Here is a 21,307-nt window from a genome sequence, read left to right on the forward strand (position 1 = left end):
GGGACGCCCGCCACCTGTAGGGGCGAATAATCATTCGCCCGTCCACTGTCCACGCTCCCCTGCGGAGATGGCGGCTGCCGAATATTCCGCAGTCTCAGGGAATATTCTCCACCGCTCGGAGCTGCCTTCGGAATCACGGCCGCTGAAAAGTGTCTTCCAATCAGCTGGTTAGCGGGGGGCGGCAAGGCAGGCACGCAACTTGATACTGGCTACTCGGCCGGCGCGGCACATCCTCTTTGATTGGAACCACGAGTGACACGCTACTTCCTATTCATCCTGACCATGCTTCTCTGCGGCGCACCGCTTCCCGTGCTGGCCGGCGCCTCCCTACCCGTGGACGGCGTGGTGACCTCGGGCACCGGCTGGCGGCTCGATCCCTTCGGGAGCGGCAAACTCGCCTTTCACCGCGGCATCGATATCGCGGTCCCGACCGGCACCCCGGTACGGGCGACGCGCGCCGGGACGGTGACCTTCGCCGGCGAGCGCCGCGGCTACGGCGCCACGGTGATCGTCGAACACGACAACGGCGACCGCACCCTGTACGGACACAACTCCAGGGTGAACGTCCATTCAGGCGAACTGGTCGAGGCGGGAGCGGTGCTGGCCTTCTCCGGCAACAGCGGCAGATCGACCGGCCCCCACGTGCATTACGAGCAGATACCGAGCGGCCGCCCGGTGGCTGGAGAGAGCGGGGAGGATGCGGAGGTTGCGGCGACCGCGCCGTCGCCGTCCCGCGGCATGAGCGCGGAGACGCGCCGGATCCTGGAAGAGCGGCTCGACGAATCGCTGCGGTCCCTGTTGCAAAACATCAAGTCCGATATCAACGGCGGCTAAACGGTGTTATTGGCACACCCCTTCAAACCTCCTCCGGGGTGTGCCCTTTTTTCGCCAAGCTGCGCAAACATACGAAAAAGGCCCGCCCCCTCACCGGGGCGGGCCTTTTTCTTTCAGGACCAGCGGTTGCGCCTCACCTTTTCGCGTTGCAGCTTCTCGGCGGGAAGGGGCCTTGGCTGTTCCGCGGGATGACCGATCCCCAGGATGCACTCGACCTTGACCGTATCGGGCAGTCCGAGCAGCGCCTGCACGTGCTGTTCGGCGCTCGATTGGGCGTTGTGATTGCGCTCGCGGATCTGCGCCCAGCAGCTCCCAAGCCCCAGCGACAGCGCGGTGCACTGGATCAGGATGGCCGCGATGGAGCAGTCCTCGATCCAGACGTCGGACTTGGTACTGTCGGCGCATACCACGATGGCGAGCGGGGCGCGGGCCACAAACTCGGAGCCGTGCTGTTTGGCCGCCGCCAGTTGCCGCAGCAGCTCGGGATCGTCCACGACGACGAACTGCCACGGGTTCAGGCTGCGCGAGGCGGGTGCTCTCAGGGCGGCTTCGATCAGTGTCTCGACGGCCTCGGCGGATACCGGCTCATCGGTGAATTTTCGGATGCTGCGGCGTTTGCGTAACAGTTCGATCATGGCGTTCCCTTCTTAAGTGAGATGGTCGGCTTTGTTGTGACAGAGGGGCAAATCTACTCCAAATCCTTTTCCCAGTCAAACCCGCTCCGGTGAGTGCTGCGCGCCGCCTGGTGCTTCATCTTTACCTGTTTTTAATCGTTTTTGCCGTTTTGACTTATTGACAGCAACAAACGGGGGGCATATAAAGGAATGAACGGTCATTCCGCACAAGGGGAAGAAGATGGAAAAAGCAGAGAAGTGTGACAAGCCTGACAAGTGCGCCGAAAAGCGTGAAGCTATCATCCAGGCCGCGCTGGAACTGGTGGCCGAGCAGGGGTTCCACGGCGCCCCCATGGCGATGATCGCCGAGAAGGCCGGCGTCGGCGCCGGTACCATCTACCGCTACTTCGAGAACAAAGACGACCTGATCCGCTGGATCTACAAGAACGTCGAGGAGCGGTTCGTCGAGGTGATGATGCAGGGGTACCCCGAGCAGGGGCCGGTGCGCGAGCGCCTGGTGCATATCGGCACCGCGCTGGTGCGCCACCTGATCAGCGAGCCGCTGCAGTTGCGCTTCGTCGAGCAGTTCCACAACTCACCCTACGGCGTCGACCACCGCAGGGAGAAGCTCTTCGGCGAGACCAGAAAGGACATCATCAGCGACCTGTTCCAGGAGGCGGTGACGCAGCAGATCTTCAAGCCGCTGGAACTGGCCATTCTCTTCTCGCTCTTTTTCGGTCCTTTGGTCGATATCTGTCGCGATCACATCCTGGGCTTCATCAAGCTGGACGATGCGCTGATCGAGCAGGTGGTGGGGGCGTGCTGGGACGCGCTGCGCCGCTAGCGTTGACTGATCATTCATTCCTAAAGTAACGCGAGGTTTTTCCGATGCTGATGAAACTCTGTCTGATTCTGTGCGCCCTGACCTGGGGCGGCATCGTCTTGATAGTTACCTTTAAACGCAAATAACGGGGCGGGCCGCGAGGCGCCGCCTGTACCTTTTTCACGGCAGCAACCAACCAAACGAGGTGTTTTCATGCAGATCAAGTACAGGGCACAGTTTTTATCCGTCGTGGCAGTTCTCAGCGGCTCCCTGCTTCTCGCCGGGTGCGGCAAGAAACAGCAGCAGGCCGGCGGCCCGCCGATGGGTCCCCCCGAGGTGGGTGTCATCGAGGTGAAGCCCCAGCGCATCGCCCTGACCACCGAACTCCCGGGGCGCACGTCTCCCTACCTGATCGCGGAGGTCCGTCCCCAGGTGAGCGGCATCATCCTGAAGCGGGTCTTCACCGAGGGGAGCGACGTCAAGGCAGGCCAGGTGCTCTACCAGATCGATCCCGCGACCTACCAGGCCGCCTACGCCAGCGCCAAGGCCAGCGAGGCCCGCGCCGAGGCCAACGTGCTCCCCGCCAAGCTCAAAGAGGAGCGCTTCCGCGAACTGGTCAAGATCAACGCGGTCAGCAAGCAGGATTACGACTCCGCCTACGCCGCGCTCAAGCAGGCCGAGGCCGACGTCGCCTCCGCCAAGGCCGCCGTGGAGACCGCCCGGATCAACCTGGCCTACACCAAGGTGACCGCCCCCATCTCCGGCCGCATCGGACGCTCCACCGTGACCGACGGCGCGCTGGTTACGGCGAGCCAGGCAACCGCCCTGGCCACCATCCAGCAGCTCTCCACCATGTACGTCGACGTGACCCAGTCGAGCTCGGACATGCTGAAGCTGAACCGCAGCCTCGCCACCGGTCTTTTGAAGCGTGACCAGGCCGGCCAGGCCCGCGTGAAGCTCCTGCTCGAGGACGGCACCGCGTACCCATCGACCGGTACGCTCAAGTTCTCCGACGTGACCGTGGACCAGAGCACCGGCTCCATCACCGTGCGCGCCGTCTTCCCGAACCCGAAGCAGACCCTGCTCCCCGGCATGTTCGTGCGCGCGGTACTCGAGGAGGGGATCAACGAGGCGGCGATCCTGATCCCGCAGCGCGGCGTGACCCGCAACGCCGCCGGCCAGGCCATCGTGCTCGTCGTGGGCGCCGAGAACAAGGTTGAGCCGAGGCCGATCCAGGTCGCCCGCACCGTGGGTGACGCATGGCTGGTCAGCTCCGGCCTGAAGCCGGGCGAGAAGGTGATCCTGGAGGGGCTGCAGAAGGCGCGTCCCGGCACCCAGGTGAAGGTGGTGCCGTTCCAGTCTCCCGAAGGTCAGGGCGGCCCGGCAGGTCAGGGTGGTCAGGCCGCGGCAGGGCAGGGCGGCCAGGGGGGCGCGGGCGCCAAGCCGGCAGCTTCGGCTGCGGCGGCCCCGGGCGCACCCGCAGCACCCGCGGCTGCGGCACCGTCCCAGAAGAAGTAATTGGCGAACCAACACAGGCGCACACAGCGGACGTCCGCGTAGCACGTCGAACACAGAACGCAGAACGTCGCTTTCAGATTTAAGGAGCTTATTCCATGTCCAGGTTTTTCATAAACAGACCCATCTTCGCCTGGGTCATCGCCATCGCGGTCATGCTGGGCGGCCTTCTGGCGATGAAGTCGCTGCCGGTCTCGCAGTACCCGCCCATCGCGCCGCCGCAGATCTCGATCAACGCCATGTACCCCGGCGCCTCGGCCCAGACGGTGCAGGACACCGTAACCCAGGTGATCGAGCAGAAGATGAACGGCATCGACAACCTGATCTACATGGCCTCCACCAGCGATTCCGCGGGTGCGGTCTCCATCAACCTGACCTTCAGGGCCGGGACCGACCCCAACATCGCCCAGGTGCAGGTGCAGAACAAGCTGCAGCTCGCCACGCCGCTTTTGCCGCAGGTGGTGCAGAAGCAGGGGATCCAGGTGGTGAAGTCGACCCGTAACTTCCTGATGATCGTCGGCATCGTCTCCGAGGACGGCAGCCTGAACCGCTACCAGTTGACCGACTACATGGTGTCCAACGTCCAGGACATCGTGAGCCGCATCGAGGGCGTGGGCGAGGTGACCGTGTTCGGTTCCCAGAACGCGATGCGCATCTGGATGAACCCCGACAAGCTGAACAACTACAAGCTGACCCCCAACGACGTCACCAACGCGCTGCAGGCCCAGAACGCGCAGGTCTCCGCCGGCCAGTTCGGCGGCATGCCCGCCATGCAGGGGCAGCAGCTGAACGCCACCATCACGGCGCGTACCCTCTTGCAGACCCAGGAGCAGTTCCAGGAGATCGTGCTGCGCACCAACCCCGACGGCTCCACCGTGAAGCTCAGGGACGTGGCCAAGATCGACATCGGCACCGAGAACTACGACACCCTGGCCCGCTACAAGGGGAAACCTGTCGCCGCCATGGCGCTGAGGCTTGCCGCCGGCGCCAACGCGCTCGACACCGCGGACCGCGTCAAGACCAAGATGGCCGAGCTGGAGAAGTTCTTCCCCGCCGGTGCCAAGGTGGTCTATCCCTACGACACCACCCCGTTCGTGAAGATCTCGATGGAGGAGGTGGTGAAGACCCTGATGGAGGCCGTCTGCCTGGTCTTCATCATCATGTTCCTGTTCCTGCAGAACATCCGCGCCACCCTGATCCCGACCATCGCGGTACCGGTCGTTCTCCTGGGCACCCTCGGCGTCCTCTTCGCCGCGGGATTCTCCATCAACACCCTGACCATGTTCGCCCTGGTCATCGTCATCGGCCTCTTGGTCGACGACGCCATCGTCGTGGTCGAGAACGTGGAAAGGATCATGACCGAGGAGGGGCTCTCGCCGCACGACGCGACGGTCAAGTCGATGGGGCAGATCACCTCGGCCCTCTGGGGCATCGCGACGGTGCTCTCCGCCGTCTTCATCCCGATGGCCTTCTTCGGCGGTTCCACCGGCGTCATCTACCGCCAGTTCTCCATCACCATCGTCTCGGCGATGATACTGTCGGTTTTCACCGCCCAGATCCTGACCCCGGCTTTGTGCTCCACCCTCCTTAAACCGGTCGTCAAGGGGCACGAGCCCTGCGAGTCCGGCTGGTTCTGCGGCTTCTTCCGCTGGTTCAACAGGGTCTTCGACAAGGCGCGCCACAAGTACGAGTCCATCGTGGGCAACTCCTTCGGGAAGCCCTTGCGCTACCTCGTCTTCTACGGCTGCCTGGTCGGCGCCATGGCCTTCTTCTTCCTGCGCCTCCCCACCGCGTTCCTGCCGGACGAGGACCAGGGCTTCATCGTCTGCCAGATCCAGCTCCCCGCCGGTGCAACGCAGGAGCGCACCATCAAGATGCTGGAGAAGGTCGAGAAGCACTTCCTGGAGAACGAGAAGAAGAGCGTCGACTCCCTGATCACGGTGGCAGGCTTCAGCTTCGCCGGCCGCGGCCAGAACATGGGTCTCGCCTTCGTGAAGCTGAAGGACTGGAAACTGCGTCCGACCCCGGATCTCAAGGCACCGGCTGTCGCCGGCCGCGCCATGGGCGCCTTCTCCAAGTTCAGGGACGGCATGGCCTTCGCCTTCTCGCCCCCTGCGGTCGTCGAGCTCGGTCAAGCCAACGGCTTCGACTTCCACCTGCAGGATCGCGGCGGACTCGGTCACCAGGCGCTCATGGACGCCAGGAACCAGCTCCTCGGTATGGCAAGCCAGAACAAGAAGCTGATGGCGGTGCGCCCCAACGGCCAGGACGACACGCCGCAGTTCAAGCTGAACATCGACGACGTACGGGCCGGCGCGCTGGGCGTATCGCTGGCGGACATCAACAACACCCTGGCCACGGCCTGGGGCTCCTCCTACGTCAACGACTTCCTGCAAAACGGCAGGGTCAAGAAGGTGTACCTGCAGGCGGACGCGGCCTACCGCATGGTCCCGGAGGACATCAACAAGTGGTACGTGAAAAACGACAAGGGCGAGATGGTGCCTTTCTCGGCCTTCGCCACCGCGAAGTGGGAGCACGCATCGCCCCGCCTTGAGCGCTACAACGGCATTCCGAGCACGGAGATCATGGGCAACGCGGCCAAGGGGGTCTCGACCGGCGAGGCCATGGCCGAGATGGAGGCCATGGCGGCCAAGCTCCCGCCGGGAATCAGCTACGAGTGGACCGGCCTTTCCTACGAGGAGAAGGCTGCCGGCAAGCAGGCGCCGGCCTTGTACGCCATCTCGCTCCTGGTCGTCTTCCTCGCCGTCGCGGCGCTCTACGAGAGCTGGAGCATTCCGTTCGTCAACCTGCTCATGCTCCCCTTGGGTCTCGTCGGCGCGGTCACCGCGGTGACGCTCAGGATGCTCCCGAACGACATCTACCTGCAGATCGGTCTCTTGACCACCATTGGTCTGTCGACCAAGAACGCGATCCTGATCATCCAGTTCATCAAGGACCAGATGCACCAGGGGCATGAACTGGTCGAGGCGACGCTGACCGCCGTCAAGATCAGGCTGCGTCCGGTCATCATGACCTCGCTCGCCTTCTTCTTCGGTACCCTGCCGCTCGCCCTCACCAAGGGGGCGGGGGCCGGCGCCCAGAACGCCATCGGCACCGCGGTGACCGGCGGCCTCCTGTCGGCGACCTTCATCGACCTGATTTTCATCCCGTTCTTCTTCGTCATGGTGACGAGGACGTTCTCCAAGAAGCACGGCTCGGCCAAAAAGGCCGTTGCCGCCCCCGCTGCGGAGGTGCACTAGCATGACACGCACGATAGCTAAACCGATTGCCCTGGCCGCCTTCCTGTTCCTTTCAGGCTGCGCCTCCATGGCACCCAAATACACCCAGCCGGCGGCTCCGGTCCCCGGCAACTGGCCCGCCGGCCCCTCCTACAAGGCGGAGCAGGCGGCGCAGAAGCCCTTGGCCGAGATCCCCTGGCAGGAGTTCTTCGTCGAGCCGCAGTTGCAAAAGCTCGTCATGCTCGCGCTGGACAACAACCGTGACCTCAAGGTGGCGGTGCTGAACATGGACCGCTACCGCGCCCTGTACCAGATAAAGCGCGCCGACCTCTTCCCGACGGTCACCGGTGACGGCGCGTTTTCCGTCAAGAAGACGGCCGACGACCTGGCCCAGAACGGCAACGGCGGCGTGGGGCACTCCTACAACGTCTCGGTCGGCCTCAGCTCCTACGAGCTCGACCTCTTCGGCAGGATCAGGAGCCTCAAGGACCAGGCGCTTGAGCAGTATCTCTCCACCGAGCAGGCCAGGCGCAGCGTGCAGATCACCCTGGTTTCCCAGGTGGCCAACGCCTACCTGACCCTCGGCTCCGATCTCGAGCGCCTCCAGCTTGCCAAGGACACCCTGGCGAACCAGCAGGAGTCCTACCGGCTCAGCAAGAGCCGGTTCGAGGCGGGTGTCGCCTCCGCGCTGGACCTGCAGCAGGCCCAGACCAGCGTAGACTCCGCCCGGGTGGACATAGCCCGCTATACCACCCTGGTGGCGCAGGACCTGAATGCCCTCGTCCTGGTGGTCGGTTCCGACGTCCCGCAGGACCTCCTGCCCAAGTCGCTGACCGAGGCACTCACCGCGGTGAAGGACGTGGCGCCTGGGCTTCCCTCGGACGTGCTCCTCTCCCGCCCGGACATCCTGCAGGCCGAGTACAACCTGAAAGGGGCCAACGCCAACATCGGTGCGGCCCGGGCCGCCTTTTTCCCGCGCATCGCCCTGACCACCAGTGTGGGCTTTGGCAGCGACCAGCTCACCAGCCTGTTCAAGGGGGGAAACCTCGCCTGGAGCTTCGCTCCGAACATCTCGGTCCCGATCTTCGAGGGGGGGCGCAACAAGGCGAACCTCGAGGTGGCCAAGGTGGACCGCGACATAGCGGTGGCCCAGTACGAGAAGGCGATCCAGACCGCGTTCCGCGAGGTGGCCGACGCGCTCGCCCAGCGCGGCACCATCGACGAGCAGGTGGCGGCGCAGCAATCACTGACCGGCGCCACCGCCGAGACCTTCCGCCTCTCCCAGGCCCGCTACCAGACCGGGATTGACAGTTACCTGAATGTCCTGGACGCCCAGCGCTCGCTGTACGCGGCCCAACAGAACCTCATCACCACCCGCCTCGCGCGCCTGAACAACATGGTGACCCTCTACAAGGTGCTGGGGGGCGGCAGCAAATAAGGCAGAAAACATCCCCGGGCCGGCAACGGCCCGGGGAATCAGTGACGGGGCAGGGGGACTCACTGTGTCGAACTCCCTGCAGCCGAAAGGAGCCCCGTTGTCCAGAGCACGCATCACCCTCTACAGTTGCATCGCCGCCGTCACTTTGATCATCGCATACTACCTCCTTACTCCCGAGCCTCTTCCTGACTGGCCGGTCAACCTAGTCCATTTTCTCCTCAAGCACTAGAGAGCCGGTGCCTGTTCAGGTAGCACCTGCCAACATCGACCGTCGACGTTTGCCACCGCCTCCGCTGTGTTTGCGCGAAAAAATGGTATAACATAGGCTTGTTGTTCAAACCTGCTTCACGGGGGGCTCCCTATGCATGTTTGTCCACCGGTCGCGCGCTTCCTGGCGCTCCTTGCTGTTTCCTCCTTACCGCTTGCACCTTCCCGTCTTCTTGCAGCCCCGCTGCAATCCTTCACCATCTCATCCGGCACCACCACCAGTTCCTACTACGCCGCGGCGAGCGCCACCGCCAAGGTCTTCAACAAGAAGAGCGCGGTTTACGGCGTGAGGCTCGCCACGCTCGCCTCGGCCGGGTCGGTGGCCAACATCGACGCGGTCGCCGGGGGGAAGGCGGCGTTCGGCATCGCCGAGACCGAGCTTTTGAAGCGGGCGGCGCAGGGGGTACGACCCTGGGAGGGGAACGCGAAGGGGCAACTGCGGGCCGTGCTCGGGCTCTACCCGGCAACCGTCACCATCGTTGCCGCGGTGGACAGTGGCATACAGCGCATCGCTGACCTGAAAGGGAAAAGACTTAACATCGGCGCTCCCGGCTCCATTGACAACACCTACGCCAGCGCGCTGTTGCAGATGTCCGGGCTCAACCCCGCGGAGGTGATCACCTCCGGGCACTCTACGGCCATCGCCCCGGAACTGCTGCAAAAAGGGGATATCGACGCCTACCTCTGCATTGTCGGACACCCGAACCTGACGGTGCTGGAGGCGAGTGCCGGGAAACGCAAGGTGCTCCTGGTCCCGCTCGAGGAGAGCTTGATCAGGCAGGTGACAAGCAACAACCCGCTCCTCGCCCCGGTCGTCATCCCCATGCGGTTTTACCCCAAGGTGCAGGCGACCGGTACCGTCCAAAGCCTGGGCGTCCGTACCGTCTTGTTCACCTCTGCCGACCAGTCCGACGACTCCGTGTACAGTATCGTGCGCGAGATCCTCGGCAACCTGGACCTGTTCCGGCGCCAGCATCCGATCCTCCAGGATCTGACACCGGAGCAGGCGGCACGAGTGACCGTGATTCCGCTGCATCCGGGAGCTGCACGCTACTTCAAAGAGTCTGGCCTGGTACCGTAGCGGCCGGCCGTAGGGAGGTTTCCATGAAACGTTTACTGGCGCTTGCTCTGCTGCTTCTTTCCTTCATCGCCGTCGCACCTGCCGCCGCGGCGCCACCGCAATCCTACTTCTACCCCTTCGTGAACCCCTACGAGGCGACGGTGATGGAGCTCCCGAAGGAATTCGAGGTCAGGCTCCCCGACAAGGTCCCGATCTACGAGTTCGTGGTCCGCCCTTTCCCGAAGCGGGAGATTCCGGAGGTCTTCTGGTACGAAAACGGGCTGATCTGCTCCCTGGTGTACCAGGATCACAAGGCCCCCCTGGTCTTTCTCGTCGCAGGCTCCGGTTCCCGTTTCGACGTGCCGCGCATGTTGAAGTTGCAGAAAGTGCTGTACCAGGCCGGCTTCCACGTCATCTCGGTCACGTCGCCGACCCACATGGATTTCGTGGTGAATGCGGCCAGCGGCCTCCCCGGCATCGCCACCGATGACGCCAAGGACCTGTACCGGGTGATGGATCTCGCCTACCAGAAGGTTCGTGACCGGGTAGATGTCTCCTATTTCCTGCTCGCCGGTTACAGCCTGGGGGGCTTCGATGCCGCCTTCGTCGCCAAACTCGACGACCAGCAACATCGCTTCAACTTCAGGCGCGTGCTCCTGATCAACCCGCCGATCTGCCTGTACGATTCCGTCTCCGCACTGGACCGGTTGCTGGTTGATAACGTTCCCGGGGGCATGGACAACTTCGACAACTGGTTCCGCGGCGTTTTCAGCCAGACGATGCACCTTGCCGAGGCCTGGGAGCCTGGCGGCCTGAGCGGCGAATCGATGTACCGCACCTACAAGCGGATGCAGCCCAGCGAAAGCAACCTGGCGGCGTTGATCGGTCTCACCGCTCGCATGAATGCCGCCGACATGATCTTCACCGCGGACGTCATGAACGGCGGCGGCTACATCGTGCCCAGAAACGTACGCCTCACCTCGACGACCTCGCTCACCCGCTATGCTATCGTCGCCTACAAGACCAGCTTCGTCGACTACTTCGAACAGTGGCTTTTCCCGCACTACCAGAAGATGGAGCCGGGGCTTACCCGCGAGGACCTGCTGCGGCGGGAAACCCTGCGGGCGCTCGAAGGGTACCTGAAGGGGTCCAAGAAGTTCGGGCTCATCCACAACGAGGACGACATCATCCTGGTCTCAGGGGACATCGAGTACCTCGAGCGGGTCTTCGGCGACCGTGCCTGGATCTTCCCCAGCGGCGGGCACATGGGCAATATGTTCCACCCCGACGTCGTCTCCGCCATCACCGGCTTTCTCAAAGGGAAGGAGGAGTGATCATGAAAAAGCACGCCGATCACATGCCCTGTTCGATGTCGCGCGTAAAAGGAAAAGGGAACCCCATCATGGCGAAGGGTGCCGGCCTGCGGCTTCTGATGCTGGTGCTCATCGGTCTGTCGCTCTCCGCCTGCAGCACCGCGCCCAGGGTGACCGGCCCGGTGGAGCCGCCGCTTAGGCGCTACGAGGATTTCGTGAAGCCGGGCCAGCCCAACATGCTCGACGTGAAGGACTCTGTGGAGGGGTTCAATCGCGGCAGCTACCGGTTCAACTATTACTTCGACGAGTACTTTTACCTTCCCGTGGTGCGCGGCTACGAGTTCATCATGCCCAACTACCTCGAGGGGCGCGTCTCGGACGCCATCGACAACATGGGTGAAATTAGGAACTTGACTAATAACCTTCTCCAGTTCAATCTCAAGGCCGCCGGCATCACGGTGAGCCGCTTCGTCATCAACTCCACCATCGGCGTGGGCGGCCTGTGGGACCAGGCCAGGAAGATGGGGCTCAAACGCCAGACCGAGGATTTCGGGATCACGCTCGGCCACTACGGTACCGGGAGCGGGACCTACCTGATGCTCCCGGTGCTGGGGGCCTCCAACGTCCGGGACACCACCGGCTTGGTCGCCGATCTCGCCACCTCGAACTACCTGGGCCCGGTGGCCTGGATCAACGACAGCACCTTCACCTACGCCTATTCCGGGATCTACGCCGTGGACCGCAGGCACCGCACCCCCTTCAGGTACCGCCAGACCGGCTCGCCCTTCGAGTACGAACTGATCCGGACCCTGTACACCATGAAGCGCGATTTCGACATAGAGCAAAGCAAGGAGAAACGGTAACTTCGGAGGTAACAGTTGCTGAGGTTCTTACAATCAATCTTCCGGCGCGGCACCAAAGGCGGTGCCGTCCCCGACTCCCTGGTCAACAAGGCCATCGAGCGCGCCGTTGACGGCACCGATCCCTGGATCCGTGCCGTTTTCGCCTACAAGAAGAAACTCCGCCCCGCCGTCCTGCACGCCATCGACCACGTGGTGTCTCTGGTCGACGGCACCGGGCCGGCCCTGCCGCTCGACCTAAGCGCCTACGACAACGATCCCAACCTGCGCACCTACTTCATGACGGCCTCGGAACTGGGCGACTTCCTGGAGCGTGAACCGAACATCGCCCAGTTGCGCGGCAAGCGCGGCAGCCTGCAGCACGGGGCGACCGGCCTTCTCCTCATGGAAAAGCGGGAACGGCTCACGCTCGGCGCGGAACTCTCCGGCGACGTGGTGCTGCGCGACGTGCCCCAGGTGACGGTGAGCTTCGAGGCGCACCGGCTCATGGACCTTTACGGCAACGAGGAGGAAACCCGCTACCAGCTGAAACGCCGGGCCTACGACCACCTGCTGCGCATTGCCCTGGGGAGGATCACCGAGATGAAGACGAGGCGGGGCAACCTGGAGAAGCACCGCACGCTCTTGGGCTCCAAGCTCACCCTTTTGCGACGCGGCGGCTTCGGCTTCGATCCCCGCACGGGAGCGGCAACGGACGTGGCCGCCCTGGAGAAGAACCTGGCCGACATCGAGGCGCAACTGCTGGCGATAGGGAAGGACGACAAGATGCTTGAGGTCTACCTGGGCGTGGTAGCCGACGTCTTGGGGCGGGCCGAGGAGCACCTGTGGGTGGGGAGGGAGACCCTGATCGTGGACCGGATGGGGATCAAGCGCAAGGAACCCGGGCCGGACGCCCGCGAGGTGACCTTTGACGTCTTGTGCGACGCCGAGGGAAGAAGGCTGGTCGCCTCCCTGGTGAACATCCCGGCTTAGCCGGAAGGGGACTCGCTCCGTCAGGTGCCTCTCCCACTAAAAGGCAACGATGACATCCATGCCTCCCGCGGCATCGCCGCGGGGGGCTTTCTTATGCCCGTTCCTGTTCTGGGTCGAGGACCACGCAGCGCAGCCCCAACCCTTCCAGTGCCGGTCCGCAGCACCCGTTGCAGGAAATGCAGACGGACATACCGTGGTCTCCCTGGTGCCATCTCCTGACCAGGTCGGGCTCTCCGATCAGTGGGCGGCTCAGCGCCACGAACTGCGCCTCTTCCCGCCGCACCAACTCCTCCGCCACCTCGAAAGAACGGATGCCCCCAACGAGGATGAGGGGGATACGCACCATTTTCTGGTACTCCTGGGCGGCGCCGTGGTAGTAGACCTCGTGCTCCTTGCTGGTCAGCTCGCCGGGGCGCGCCGGGATGAGGTCGTTGGAGAGTGGGGTGCCGCCGGAAAACTCGATGGCGTCGACCGAAGCCCGCTCCAGCATTTCGGCGACCCGGAGCGCCTCGTCCGCCGTCATGCCGTCCTCGAGGAAATCGTCGGAATTCATCTTCACCAGGACCGGGTAGTCTTCGCCTACCCGCAGCCGCACCCCGCGAACCACCTCCAGCAGCAGCCTGGCCCGGTTCTCCAGGGACCCCCCGTAGCAGTCCTCGCGCCGGTTGAAAGCGGGGGAGAGGAACTCGCTCAGCAGGAAGCCGTGCGCGGCGTGCAGTTGCACCGCGTCGAAGCCGGCCGCTTTCCCCCTGGCAGCCGCGTCGGCGAAAGCGGTGATCAGCGTCTCCAACTCGCTACCGGTCAGGGCCTGGTTCAGTGGTCCGTCGGCGGAAGGGACTCGCGGTCGCTCGCCGGTCAGCTCCTGCGAGGAGAAGCGTCCGGCGTGCACCAACTGCAGCGCGATCTTTCCGCCGGCGGCATGGACTGCCTCCGCCATGTCGCGCAAGCCAGGAAGGAACCGGTCGTGCCACGCCGCCAGCTGCCATGGGGTGGATTGTCCCCCCTTGGTGACGAAGGCGTAGCCCGAGATGATGAGACCGACCTCGTTTCGCGCCAGTTCGACCATCATGTCGATGAGCCGCTGGGTAACCGAGCCCTCCTGGTCAGCCAGCCCCTCCCAGGTCGCCGAGCGCACCAAGCGGTTTTTCAGCCGCAGTTTCCCTATGCGACCCTCCTCAAAAAGTTGTGCCATCTTCCGCTCCTTGGTCCCCGTGCCGGTCCTCGGTGAGGCCGCTTCAACCACAGCCTCTCCAGCGGGATATCTTGCCGAATAAGCCACTGGTGTTGTCGACTATTCTCTAATACAGGTCCGCGTGCCGATGCCGACGTCGAAAAATCAGCCATTTGCGACTTGGCACGTGTGATGCTCTTAGTCAAGGCAGACGCGCGATGAAGCGCGCAAAAAAAACTCTCGATCAAGGAGGATGTAACGATGAAAAAGAAACTCTTGGTGCTTATGGCGGTATCCCTTTTCGCGGCGGCAACCCCGGTACTGGCTGACGAAGCCGCCAACCACGGCAGCATGCACAAAGCCGGTGACGCGCAGTGCGAGAAAGAGTGCGCGATGCTCCTCAAGGATTGCAACAACCAGGTCGACAGCATCCAGGACAAGATCCGGAAGCTCCAGGTTGCCATCAATGAGCAGGGCGCCAGCACCTATACCGTCGACGAACTGAAAATCCTCAAGAAGAAACTGCAGGAGGCCAACGACACGCTTCGCGCGCTGAACAGGCACTAGTCGTGACCTGCCGCACCCGTGCCTCGGCCAGGTGCGATGGCGACAAGGAAAGGGCACGCCCCCATGGTGGCGGGCCCTTCTTTATTTCAGTCACTGATGCTCCCCGCGTCGCGGGTCATTTGATGGTGAAGCCACCTTCCTGGTTTGGAGTGATGGTGGCGTCCAGGTACTGGACCTGGTAACCCTTCTCCTTCAGGATGGTGTAGGCCATCTCGGCGCGGGTGCCGGTGTTACAGTGCAGCACGACCTTCTTCTCCCTGGATATCTCTCCCAGTCGGTCGACAATCTCGTCGGCCGGGATGTTGACCGCGCCCTTTATCATCCCCGTTTTGGCGGCTTCGTCGGCGCCCCGCACGTCCAGCAGTTGCACCCCGACCGGAATTGCGCGGGCGAAGGCCTGGAACTCGTTGACCGGTATGGTGCCCGGCTTTGGCTTGGGAACGTAGACGACCTGTACGGCCGGTTTCCCGGTGGCGGCCTGATAGCCGGCCCCCTTCCAGGCGGCGTAGCCGCCGGTGAGGACGCGGGGACCCGGATAGCCGGCCTTGATCAACCTGGCCGCGACGCGCTCGGCGCTGCCGTCGCCGGTGGCATCGTAAAGCACCACCGGAGGCTTCAGTTCCCGCTTCGGGAAGTTCGCCAGGGCCTGATCCAGTTCCCGTTCCGGCACGTTGGTGGCGCCCGGTATGAAGCCTTGTGCCGCCTGTGACTCGGGGCGGACATCGAGGAGCACGAACGAGAGGCCTTTGTCCAGCCACCCCTCCTTGAGGGCCTGGGCGCTCACCACGGTGAAGTTGCGGCTGTTCCATTCGGGGATGCCATCGTGGAAGATCTTTACGTTGCTGTAGCCGAGTTTCTCCGCCTCACGGGCGGACGAAGGGCTGAGCGCTCAAGTGACGCCGGCGCAAAAGTAGACCAGCAACTCCGCCTTGTTCTTGGGGAGTTTGTCCAGATTCTTTTGGAACGCGGGGTAGGGGATGTTGATCGCGGTCGGGATGGTCCCTTCCTGGAACTTCGCGGCCGGTCGCGCGTCGACGAGCGTGTATTTCTCCTTACCGGTCAAAAGCTTTTCCACCTGTTCGACCTTCAGCTGCTTTTCGGCGGGGACCTTCATCGCCGGCTTGATGGATATCTCGCTGATCTTCTTGATCCCGTTGAGTCCTTCCTGGTACGCCACCCGCACCTCGTGCCCCTTCTTGATGGCTCGCAGCGACTTCTCGAGGTTACCCGGGACCGTGGCGTTGACGATGCTCAGGGTGTCCTTGTCGAAGGCGACCACCTCGGCGCCGTCATCGAACCGCAGCTGGATCGTTTGCGATTTCATAGCGACGCTGTCGAAAAATGCCCGCAGTTGTCCCTCCGCGGGTTTGTGACAGACCGCGCACGATTTGACGTCTCTCGCCTTGTTCTTTGCCTGTGCGGCCTCGCCTGCAACTACGCCGTGCGCTGTGAAGAGCGCGACTACTGACAGAGCGGCTAGCGAACAGCTGGTTATTCTAAGCGACATCACTTTTTCCTCCTTTGGGAATGTCATAGCGTCGGAGCCGGGGGGGCTTGTACTACGTATCGGTATAACTTTCCTGAGTTATAGCAGTTTCTCGCTCCAAAGCCAATGCGATGAGTGAAAGGTGGATGTCACAAAGAAAAAGAGGAACTACCCGATACCGGATAATTCCTCAGTGCGGTCTGAAGGTCGAGAGGGCTATGTCGTCACGCTCACCACCGAACTCGTCTGGGTACTGCCGGCGTCGACGTACTTTGAGAGCGATTCGATCATGCCAGCACCAGCGCGCAAAGCAGCGCCAGCGGCTTCATTCTAACCGCTCCTTCCGACCCTTCAGTTAAGACCTGTGGGAGTGGTGTAAAGTTTTGTAAAAAATGAGATCCCCTGTCGTTTCAATTCTTTACAACGCGTTCCCACCGTAATGGCTATACTGGCTCCAGCTTGACTAGCAACGCAATACTTCGAGGAAAAGATGAAGATTTCAACGCTCGCCCGTGTGCTTGTCGCCTGCGCAGGTCTGGGCCTTGCCGGCTGTGCCACGGTCGGCCCGAATTACGTGACGCCGGAGCTCAAGGCGCCGACCGCATGGCGGCACATGGATGGCAACGGGGCGACGCAGACCACCGCCGCGGAGAACGATGACCTCGGCAGCTGGTGGCTCACGCTGAAGGATCCGCTGCTATCCGAGCTGATCGAGAAGGCGGTCACGGCGAGCCCGGACGTGCAAAGCGCCCAGGCGAAGCTGCGCGAGTCCCGCGCCCGCGCCACCGTCGCCGCTTCCGGGCGCCTCCCTGGCATCACGGCTTCCGGTAGCGCCTCCCGTAACCGTTCCAGCGCGAAGTCCGGCAGCGGTGCGACGACCAGCCTGTTCAGCGCCGGGTTCGACGCGAGTTGGGAACTCGACCTCTTCGGCGGCGTTCGGCGCGGCGTTGAAGCGGCGGAGGCGGACCTGGAGTCGAGCCTGGCGACCGTGCAGGGGGCGCAGATCACCCTTGCGGCCGAGGTGGCGCAGAATTACCTGGAGTTGCGCACCCTCCAGAAAAGGGTCGCCATAGCCCGCGACAACCTGGCCAGTCAATCCGAGACGCTGCAGCTGACCGAGTGGCGCGCGCAGGCAGGGCTCGTGGCCACCCAGGATGTGGAGCAGGCCCGCAGCAACCGGGAGCAGACCAGGGCATCGGTCCCGACCTTGGAGACGAGCCTTACCGAGGCGGAGCATCGCCTGGACGTTCTCCTGGGCGAGACGCCGGGGACGCTGCACCAGCGGCTGTCGGCCGTGAAGGAGCTGCCGTCCCTGCCTGAGCAGGTTGCCGTCGGCATTCCGGCGGAAACCTTGCGCCAGCGTCCCGACCTGCGGGCGGCGGAGCGCAAGCTGGCGGCGGAGACGGCGCGGGTCGGCGTTGCGCAAGCCGCCCGCTACCCCTCGTTCACGCTCTCCGGCTCCATCGGGTTGGAAGCCCTGACTGTGGGTGGTCTGGCCGGCGCCTCCGCTGCAAGATCCTCGCTTCTGGGCGGGGTCACCGCCCCCATCTTCGACGCGGGGAAGCTGGCTAGCCAGGTGGAGATCCAGGACGCGGTGCGGCAGAAGGCCGAGATCGCCTACCGGCAGTCGCTGCTGACGGCCCTGCAGGAGGTGGAAAACGCCCTGGTGTCGCTGTCTAAAAGCCAGCAACGGGGCGAGGCGTTGCAAAGTGCGGCTGCCTCCGCGCGCAACGCGGCGGTACTGGCGCGACAGCGCTACAGCGCCGGCTTGATCGATTTCCAGTCCGTGGTCGATACCGAGCGAAACGTGCTGAGCGTCGAAGACGGCCTGGCCGCGACACGGGGCGATACGGCGCTGGCGCTGGTGACACTCTACAAGGCATTGGGTGGCGGTTGGCGCCACGAAGGAGAATCGCACTAGATGAGTGAAAATGAAATCGAACACGTCGAGGGCGTGTCCCTGGACAAGCTCCTGAAGGCGGAACCGGTCGGGTTCCTCGGCAAGCGCAAACCCTGGATCATCCTCGCCGTGGTAGTCGCGGCGCTCGCGGCCGCGGCCACCCTGCGTCCCGCGGAGAAGGAGTCCGGCCCGAGTTTCGCCACCGAGGCGGCCGAGGTCGGCACGCTGGTGGTCAAGGTCTCCGCCACCGGCAACCTGCAGCCGACCAACCAGGTCGACGTCGGGAGCGAGCTCTCCGGGATCGTGGACAAGGTGCTGGTCGATGACAACGACCGGGTCAAGAAAGGGGAGGTGCTGGCCCTCCTCGATCTCTCCAAGCTGACGGACGCCGTGGTCAAGTCGCGGGCGAGCCTGGTCGCGGCCCAGGCGCAGGTACAGCAGATGCAGGCCACCTCCGCCGAGGCGCGCGCCGCCCTGGCCCGCTACCGCCAGGTGGCGCAACTCTCGGGCGGCAAGGTCCCCTCCAAGGCGGAGATGGACACAGCCGAGGCCAACCTGAAGCGGGCCGAGGCCAACGAGGCCAACGCCCGCGCCGCGGTCACCCAGGCGCAGGCGAACCTGCAGTCGGACCGGACCAACCTGGCCAAGGCGACCATCCGCTCGCCGATCAACGGGGTGGTGCTGAAGCGAAACGTCCAGCCGGGCCAGACCGTGGCTGCCTCCTTCACCGCGCCCGTGCTCTTCACCCTGGCCGAGGACCTCTCCAAGATGGAGCTCCAGGTGGACGTTGACGAGGCCGATGTCGGCCAGGTCAAGGTGGGGCAGAAGGCGGTCTTCACCGTGGACGCCTATCCCGGCCGCAAGTTCGACGCCCTCATCACCCGGGTGAGCTACGGCTCCCAGACCAAGAACAACGTGGTCTCCTACCTGACCGTGCTCCAGGTGAAAAACGACGACCTGAGCCTGCGCCCGGGGATGACCGGGAGCGCCGAGATCACCACCATCACCCGGGACAAGGCGTTGTTGGTCCCCAACGCGGCCCTGCGTTTCGCACCTCCCACCGGGGAGACCGCTCGCCAGAAGCCGGGTGGCGTGATCGGCGCCCTGATGCCGCGGCCGCCCGCCGCGCAGCCAAAACAGGTCGCCGCCACCAGTAAGGACGGCGCGCACCAGGTCTGGGTGCTGCAAGGGGGCAAGCCGGTAGCCCTCGAGGTGAAAACCGGCGCCAGCAACGGCAAGGTGACCGAGATCGTGGCGGGCGCGCTCAAGCCGGGGATGCAGGTCATCACCGAGACCCTGGAGGCGAAGCAATGAACGACGCCCCCCCGTTGATCCGCCTGTCCGGGGTCACCAAATCCTATGGGCGCGGGCACGCCGAGTTCCAGGCCCTGAAGGGGATCGACCTCACTATCGGTTCCGGAGATTTCGTCGCCGTCATGGGGCCGAGCGGCTCCGGCAAGTCAACCACCATGAACATCCTGGGCTGCCTCGATACGCCGACGAGCGGCAGCTACCAGTTCCAGGGGGTGCACGTGGAGCGACTGGAGCGCAACCAGCGGGCACTTTTGCGTCGCCACTACCTGGGCTTCGTGTTCCAGGGGTTCAACCTGCTGGCCCGGACCACCGCCCTGGAGAACGTCGAGCTGCCGCTCATCTACCGGGGGGAGCCGGCGGCGGTGCGGCGCGAGGCTGCGCGCGCCGCGCTGGAGCAGGTCGGGCTCAAGGGGTGGGAGTCGCACACCCCGGCGGAGCTCTCCGGCGGCCAGCAGCAGCGTGTCGCCATCGCGCGCGCCATCGTGACCCGCCCCGAGGTGCTCCTGGCCGACGAACCGACCGGCAACCTCGATACCCGCACCAGCCACGAAATCATGGAACTGATCACGTCCCTGAACGAGCGGCTCGGCATCACCGTACTCATGGTGACCCATGAACCGGACGTCGCCTCCTATGCCCGGCGGGTGGTGCACTTCGTGGACGGGCTGGTGGAGAGCGACCGGCGCCACGGGGAGGAGAGCTGATGCTTTGGAACACGCTGCTGCTCTCCCTGCGCGCCATCCGCCGCAACCTCATGCGCTCCTTTCTCACCGTGCTCGGCATCGTCATCGGGGTCGCCGCCGTGGTCATCATGGTCACCTTGGGCAACGGCGCCACCAAGTCGGTCTCCGACCAGATCTCCAGCATGGGGAGCAACCTCCTCATGGTGATGCCCGGCCAGCGCTTCGGCCCCGGCTCGGACGCGGCGCCCAGCTTCAAGAGCGCCGACATCGAGGCCATCAGGAGCCAGATATCCAGCGCCGAGTGGGTGGCGCCGGTGGCCGGCAAATCCGTCACCACGGTCTACCAGTCCCGCAACTGGCCCACCGTGGTGAGCGGCACCAGCAACGACTACTTCCACGCCGGCAATTGGGAGCTGGCCGCCGGGCGCATGTTCGGGGAGGGTGAGGAGAGGGGCGGGAAGGCGGTCTGCGTCATTGGCGAGACCGTCCGCAAGAAGCTCTTCGGCGGGCAGAACCCGGTGGGGTGCGAGATCCGCGTCAAGGACTTCTCCTGCGAGGTGGTGGGGGTGCTGAAATCCAAGGGACAGTCGGGGATGGGATCGGACCAGGATGACAGCATCATCATGCCCCTGAAGACCGTGCAGCGCCGCCTGACCGGAAACCAGGACGTGAGCCGCTTCACCGTGTCGGTGCGCAAGGGCGCCTCCATCGACGCGGCCACCAGGCAGCTCACCCTCCTTTTGCGCGAGCGGCGCAAGATCGGCGACAACGAGGAGGACGACTTCCGCGTCATGGACACCCGGCAGATCGCCCAGACGCTGACCAGTACCACCAAGATTCTCACCATGCTCCTGAGCGCGGTGGCGGCGGTGAGCCTCCTGGTCGGCGGGATCGGGATCATGAACATCATGCTGGTCTCGGTGACCGAGCGCACCCGCGAGATCGGCATCCGTCTCGCCATCGGCGCCCTGGAGCGGGAGGTGCTGCTGCAGTTCCTGATCGAGGCGGTGGTCCTGGCGGGGATGGGGGGACTGGCCGGCATAGCGCTTGCCACCGGCGCCTCCATGGCGCTGGCGCGCGCCATGAACATACCGTACCTCTTCGATCTGAAGATCAACCTGCTATCCTTCTTGTTTTCTACGGCCATTGGGGTTATCTTCGGTTTTTTCCCGGCGCGCCGGGCAGCCGGCCTCAACCCCATCGACGCCCTGCGTCATGAGTGAGGCCCGCTGAACAGAACCGAAGGATGGG

At 64.1% G+C, this 21,307-nt stretch carries 18 protein-coding genes; 15 read left to right on the forward strand and 3 right to left on the reverse strand.

Translation table 11 applies throughout. The annotated features are described in order from the left end of the window. Positions 1–252: 252 nt before the first annotated feature. Positions 253–834, forward strand: coding sequence for a M23 family metallopeptidase (locus KOL99_RS11925; protein WP_407931853.1), 582 nt, complete (start codon positions 253–255; stop codon positions 832–834). Between the two features lie 113 nt (positions 835–947). On the opposite strand, the gene KOL99_RS11930 is transcribed toward KOL99_RS11925, so the two are convergent. Further along, positions 948–1,469, reverse strand: a complete 522-nt coding sequence (locus tag KOL99_RS11930; protein ID WP_216510692.1) for a nitroreductase family protein — start codon at positions 1,467–1,469, stop codon at positions 948–950. 220 nt (positions 1,470–1,689) lie between these two features. Between KOL99_RS11930 and KOL99_RS11935 the strand changes: the two genes are divergently transcribed. The 9 genes from KOL99_RS11935 (at position 1,690) to KOL99_RS11970 (ending at position 12,935) form a co-directional block, all read left to right on the forward strand. Then, on the forward strand, positions 1,690–2,292 hold the full coding sequence (locus KOL99_RS11935; RefSeq protein WP_216510693.1) for a TetR/AcrR family transcriptional regulator: 603 nt from the start codon (positions 1,690–1,692) through the stop codon (positions 2,290–2,292). A 192-nt stretch (positions 2,293–2,484) separates the two neighbouring features. Next, positions 2,485–3,789 (forward strand): efflux RND transporter periplasmic adaptor subunit, encoded by a 1,305-nt coding sequence (locus KOL99_RS11940; protein ID WP_216510694.1) that lies wholly within the window; start codon positions 2,485–2,487, stop codon positions 3,787–3,789. Between the two features lie 95 nt (positions 3,790–3,884). Then, positions 3,885–7,046 (forward strand): efflux RND transporter permease subunit, encoded by a 3,162-nt coding sequence (locus KOL99_RS11945; protein ID WP_216510695.1) that lies wholly within the window; start codon positions 3,885–3,887, stop codon positions 7,044–7,046. A gap of 1 nt (position 7,047) precedes the next feature. Further along, a complete protein-coding gene (gene adeC, locus KOL99_RS11950) occupies positions 7,048–8,463 on the forward strand; it encodes an AdeC/AdeK/OprM family multidrug efflux complex outer membrane factor (protein WP_216510696.1) in 1,416 nt (471 codons plus the stop codon). Between the two features lie 97 nt (positions 8,464–8,560). Then, positions 8,561–8,692, forward strand: coding sequence for a hypothetical protein (locus tag KOL99_RS21800; protein WP_268898928.1), 132 nt, complete (start codon positions 8,561–8,563; stop codon positions 8,690–8,692). Positions 8,693–8,824: 132 nt separating this feature from the next. After that, positions 8,825–9,811, forward strand: a complete 987-nt coding sequence (locus KOL99_RS11955; RefSeq protein ID WP_216510697.1) for a TAXI family TRAP transporter solute-binding subunit — start codon at positions 8,825–8,827, stop codon at positions 9,809–9,811. Between the two features lie 23 nt (positions 9,812–9,834). Beyond that, positions 9,835–11,124, forward strand: a complete 1,290-nt coding sequence (locus tag KOL99_RS11960) for an alpha/beta fold hydrolase (protein WP_216510698.1) — start codon at positions 9,835–9,837, stop codon at positions 11,122–11,124. Between the two features lie 2 nt (positions 11,125–11,126). Beyond that, complete coding sequence (locus tag KOL99_RS11965; protein ID WP_328760197.1) at positions 11,127–11,966, forward strand: MlaA family lipoprotein; 840 nt, start codon at positions 11,127–11,129, stop codon at positions 11,964–11,966. A gap of 15 nt (positions 11,967–11,981) precedes the next feature. After that, positions 11,982–12,935: a hypothetical protein gene (locus KOL99_RS11970; RefSeq protein ID WP_216510699.1), complete on the forward strand. Its 954-nt coding sequence runs from the start codon at positions 11,982–11,984 to the stop codon at positions 12,933–12,935. A 91-nt stretch (positions 12,936–13,026) separates the two neighbouring features. Here KOL99_RS11970 and KOL99_RS11975 read toward each other — a convergent pair whose 3' ends face one another. Beyond that, positions 13,027–14,127 carry an NADH:flavin oxidoreductase gene (locus tag KOL99_RS11975; RefSeq protein WP_216510700.1) on the reverse strand — a complete coding sequence of 367 codons (1,101 nt, stop codon included), beginning with the start codon at positions 14,125–14,127 and terminating at the stop codon, positions 13,027–13,029. A gap of 240 nt (positions 14,128–14,367) precedes the next feature. Here KOL99_RS11975 and KOL99_RS11980 point away from each other — a divergent pair, with 240 nt between their 5' ends. After that, positions 14,368–14,673: a hypothetical protein gene (locus KOL99_RS11980; protein ID WP_216510701.1), complete on the forward strand. Its 306-nt coding sequence runs from the start codon at positions 14,368–14,370 to the stop codon at positions 14,671–14,673. A gap of 115 nt (positions 14,674–14,788) precedes the next feature. On the opposite strand, the gene KOL99_RS21915 is transcribed toward KOL99_RS11980, so the two are convergent. Then, positions 14,789–16,207, reverse strand: coding sequence for a DUF7283 family protein (locus tag KOL99_RS21915; protein WP_407931854.1), 1,419 nt, complete (start codon positions 16,205–16,207; stop codon positions 14,789–14,791). A gap of 442 nt (positions 16,208–16,649) precedes the next feature. On the opposite strand from KOL99_RS21915, the gene KOL99_RS11990 reads away from it, so the two are divergent. The 4 genes from KOL99_RS11990 to KOL99_RS12005 are packed head-to-tail and all read left to right on the forward strand — an operon-like array spanning position 16,650 to position 21,279. After that, positions 16,650–18,080 carry an efflux transporter outer membrane subunit gene (locus KOL99_RS11990; RefSeq protein WP_216510703.1) on the forward strand — a complete coding sequence of 477 codons (1,431 nt, stop codon included), beginning with the start codon at positions 16,650–16,652 and terminating at the stop codon, positions 18,078–18,080. Then, the gene (locus tag KOL99_RS11995; RefSeq protein ID WP_216510704.1) at positions 18,081–19,373 is read left to right on the forward strand and encodes an efflux RND transporter periplasmic adaptor subunit; all 1,293 of its coding nucleotides are present in this window, start codon (positions 18,081–18,083) and stop codon (positions 19,371–19,373) included. Beyond that, positions 19,370–20,077, forward strand: coding sequence for an ABC transporter ATP-binding protein (locus tag KOL99_RS12000; RefSeq protein ID WP_216510705.1), 708 nt, complete (start codon positions 19,370–19,372; stop codon positions 20,075–20,077). Before KOL99_RS11995 ends, KOL99_RS12000 begins: the two co-directional genes overlap by 4 nt. Further along, positions 20,077–21,279 carry an ABC transporter permease gene (locus tag KOL99_RS12005; RefSeq protein WP_216510706.1) on the forward strand — a complete coding sequence of 401 codons (1,203 nt, stop codon included), beginning with the start codon at positions 20,077–20,079 and terminating at the stop codon, positions 21,277–21,279. The genes KOL99_RS12000 and KOL99_RS12005 overlap by 1 nt, the downstream gene beginning before the upstream one ends. Positions 21,280–21,307: the final 28 nt, after the last annotated feature.

It is taken from the genome of Geomonas azotofigens, assembly GCF_018919395.1.
In the GTDB taxonomy this organism is placed as follows: Bacteria; Desulfobacterota; Desulfuromonadia; order Geobacterales; family Geobacteraceae; genus Geomonas; species Geomonas azotofigens.

Excerpts from the sequence above, each read along its gene's own strand:
- KOL99_RS11945 (WP_216510695.1), top strand. The coding sequence starts at position 3,885 with ATGTCCAGGTTTTTCATAAACAGACCCATCTTCGCCTGGGTCATCGCC.
- KOL99_RS11935 (WP_216510693.1), top strand. The coding sequence starts at position 1,690 with ATGGAAAAAGCAGAGAAGTGTGACAAGCCTGACAAGTGCGCCGAAAAG.
- KOL99_RS12000 (WP_216510705.1), top strand. The coding sequence starts at position 19,370 with ATGAACGACGCCCCCCCGTTGATCCGCCTGTCCGGGGTCACCAAATCC.
- KOL99_RS11975 (WP_216510700.1), bottom strand. The coding sequence starts at position 14,127 with ATGGCACAACTTTTTGAGGAGGGTCGCATAGGGAAACTGCGGCTGAAA.
- KOL99_RS12005 (WP_216510706.1), top strand. The coding sequence starts at position 20,077 with ATGCTTTGGAACACGCTGCTGCTCTCCCTGCGCGCCATCCGCCGCAAC.
- KOL99_RS11960 (WP_216510698.1), top strand. The coding sequence starts at position 9,835 with ATGAAACGTTTACTGGCGCTTGCTCTGCTGCTTCTTTCCTTCATCGCC.
- KOL99_RS11980 (WP_216510701.1), top strand. The coding sequence starts at position 14,368 with ATGAAAAAGAAACTCTTGGTGCTTATGGCGGTATCCCTTTTCGCGGCG.
- KOL99_RS11955 (WP_216510697.1), top strand. The coding sequence starts at position 8,825 with ATGCATGTTTGTCCACCGGTCGCGCGCTTCCTGGCGCTCCTTGCTGTT.
- KOL99_RS11965 (WP_328760197.1), top strand. The coding sequence starts at position 11,127 with ATGAAAAAGCACGCCGATCACATGCCCTGTTCGATGTCGCGCGTAAAA.
- KOL99_RS11930 (WP_216510692.1), bottom strand. The coding sequence starts at position 1,469 with ATGATCGAACTGTTACGCAAACGCCGCAGCATCCGAAAATTCACCGAT.
- KOL99_RS11995 (WP_216510704.1), top strand. The coding sequence starts at position 18,081 with ATGAGTGAAAATGAAATCGAACACGTCGAGGGCGTGTCCCTGGACAAG.
- KOL99_RS11940 (WP_216510694.1), top strand. The coding sequence starts at position 2,485 with ATGCAGATCAAGTACAGGGCACAGTTTTTATCCGTCGTGGCAGTTCTC.
- KOL99_RS11990 (WP_216510703.1), top strand. The coding sequence starts at position 16,650 with ATGAAGATTTCAACGCTCGCCCGTGTGCTTGTCGCCTGCGCAGGTCTG.
- adeC (WP_216510696.1), top strand. The coding sequence starts at position 7,048 with ATGACACGCACGATAGCTAAACCGATTGCCCTGGCCGCCTTCCTGTTC.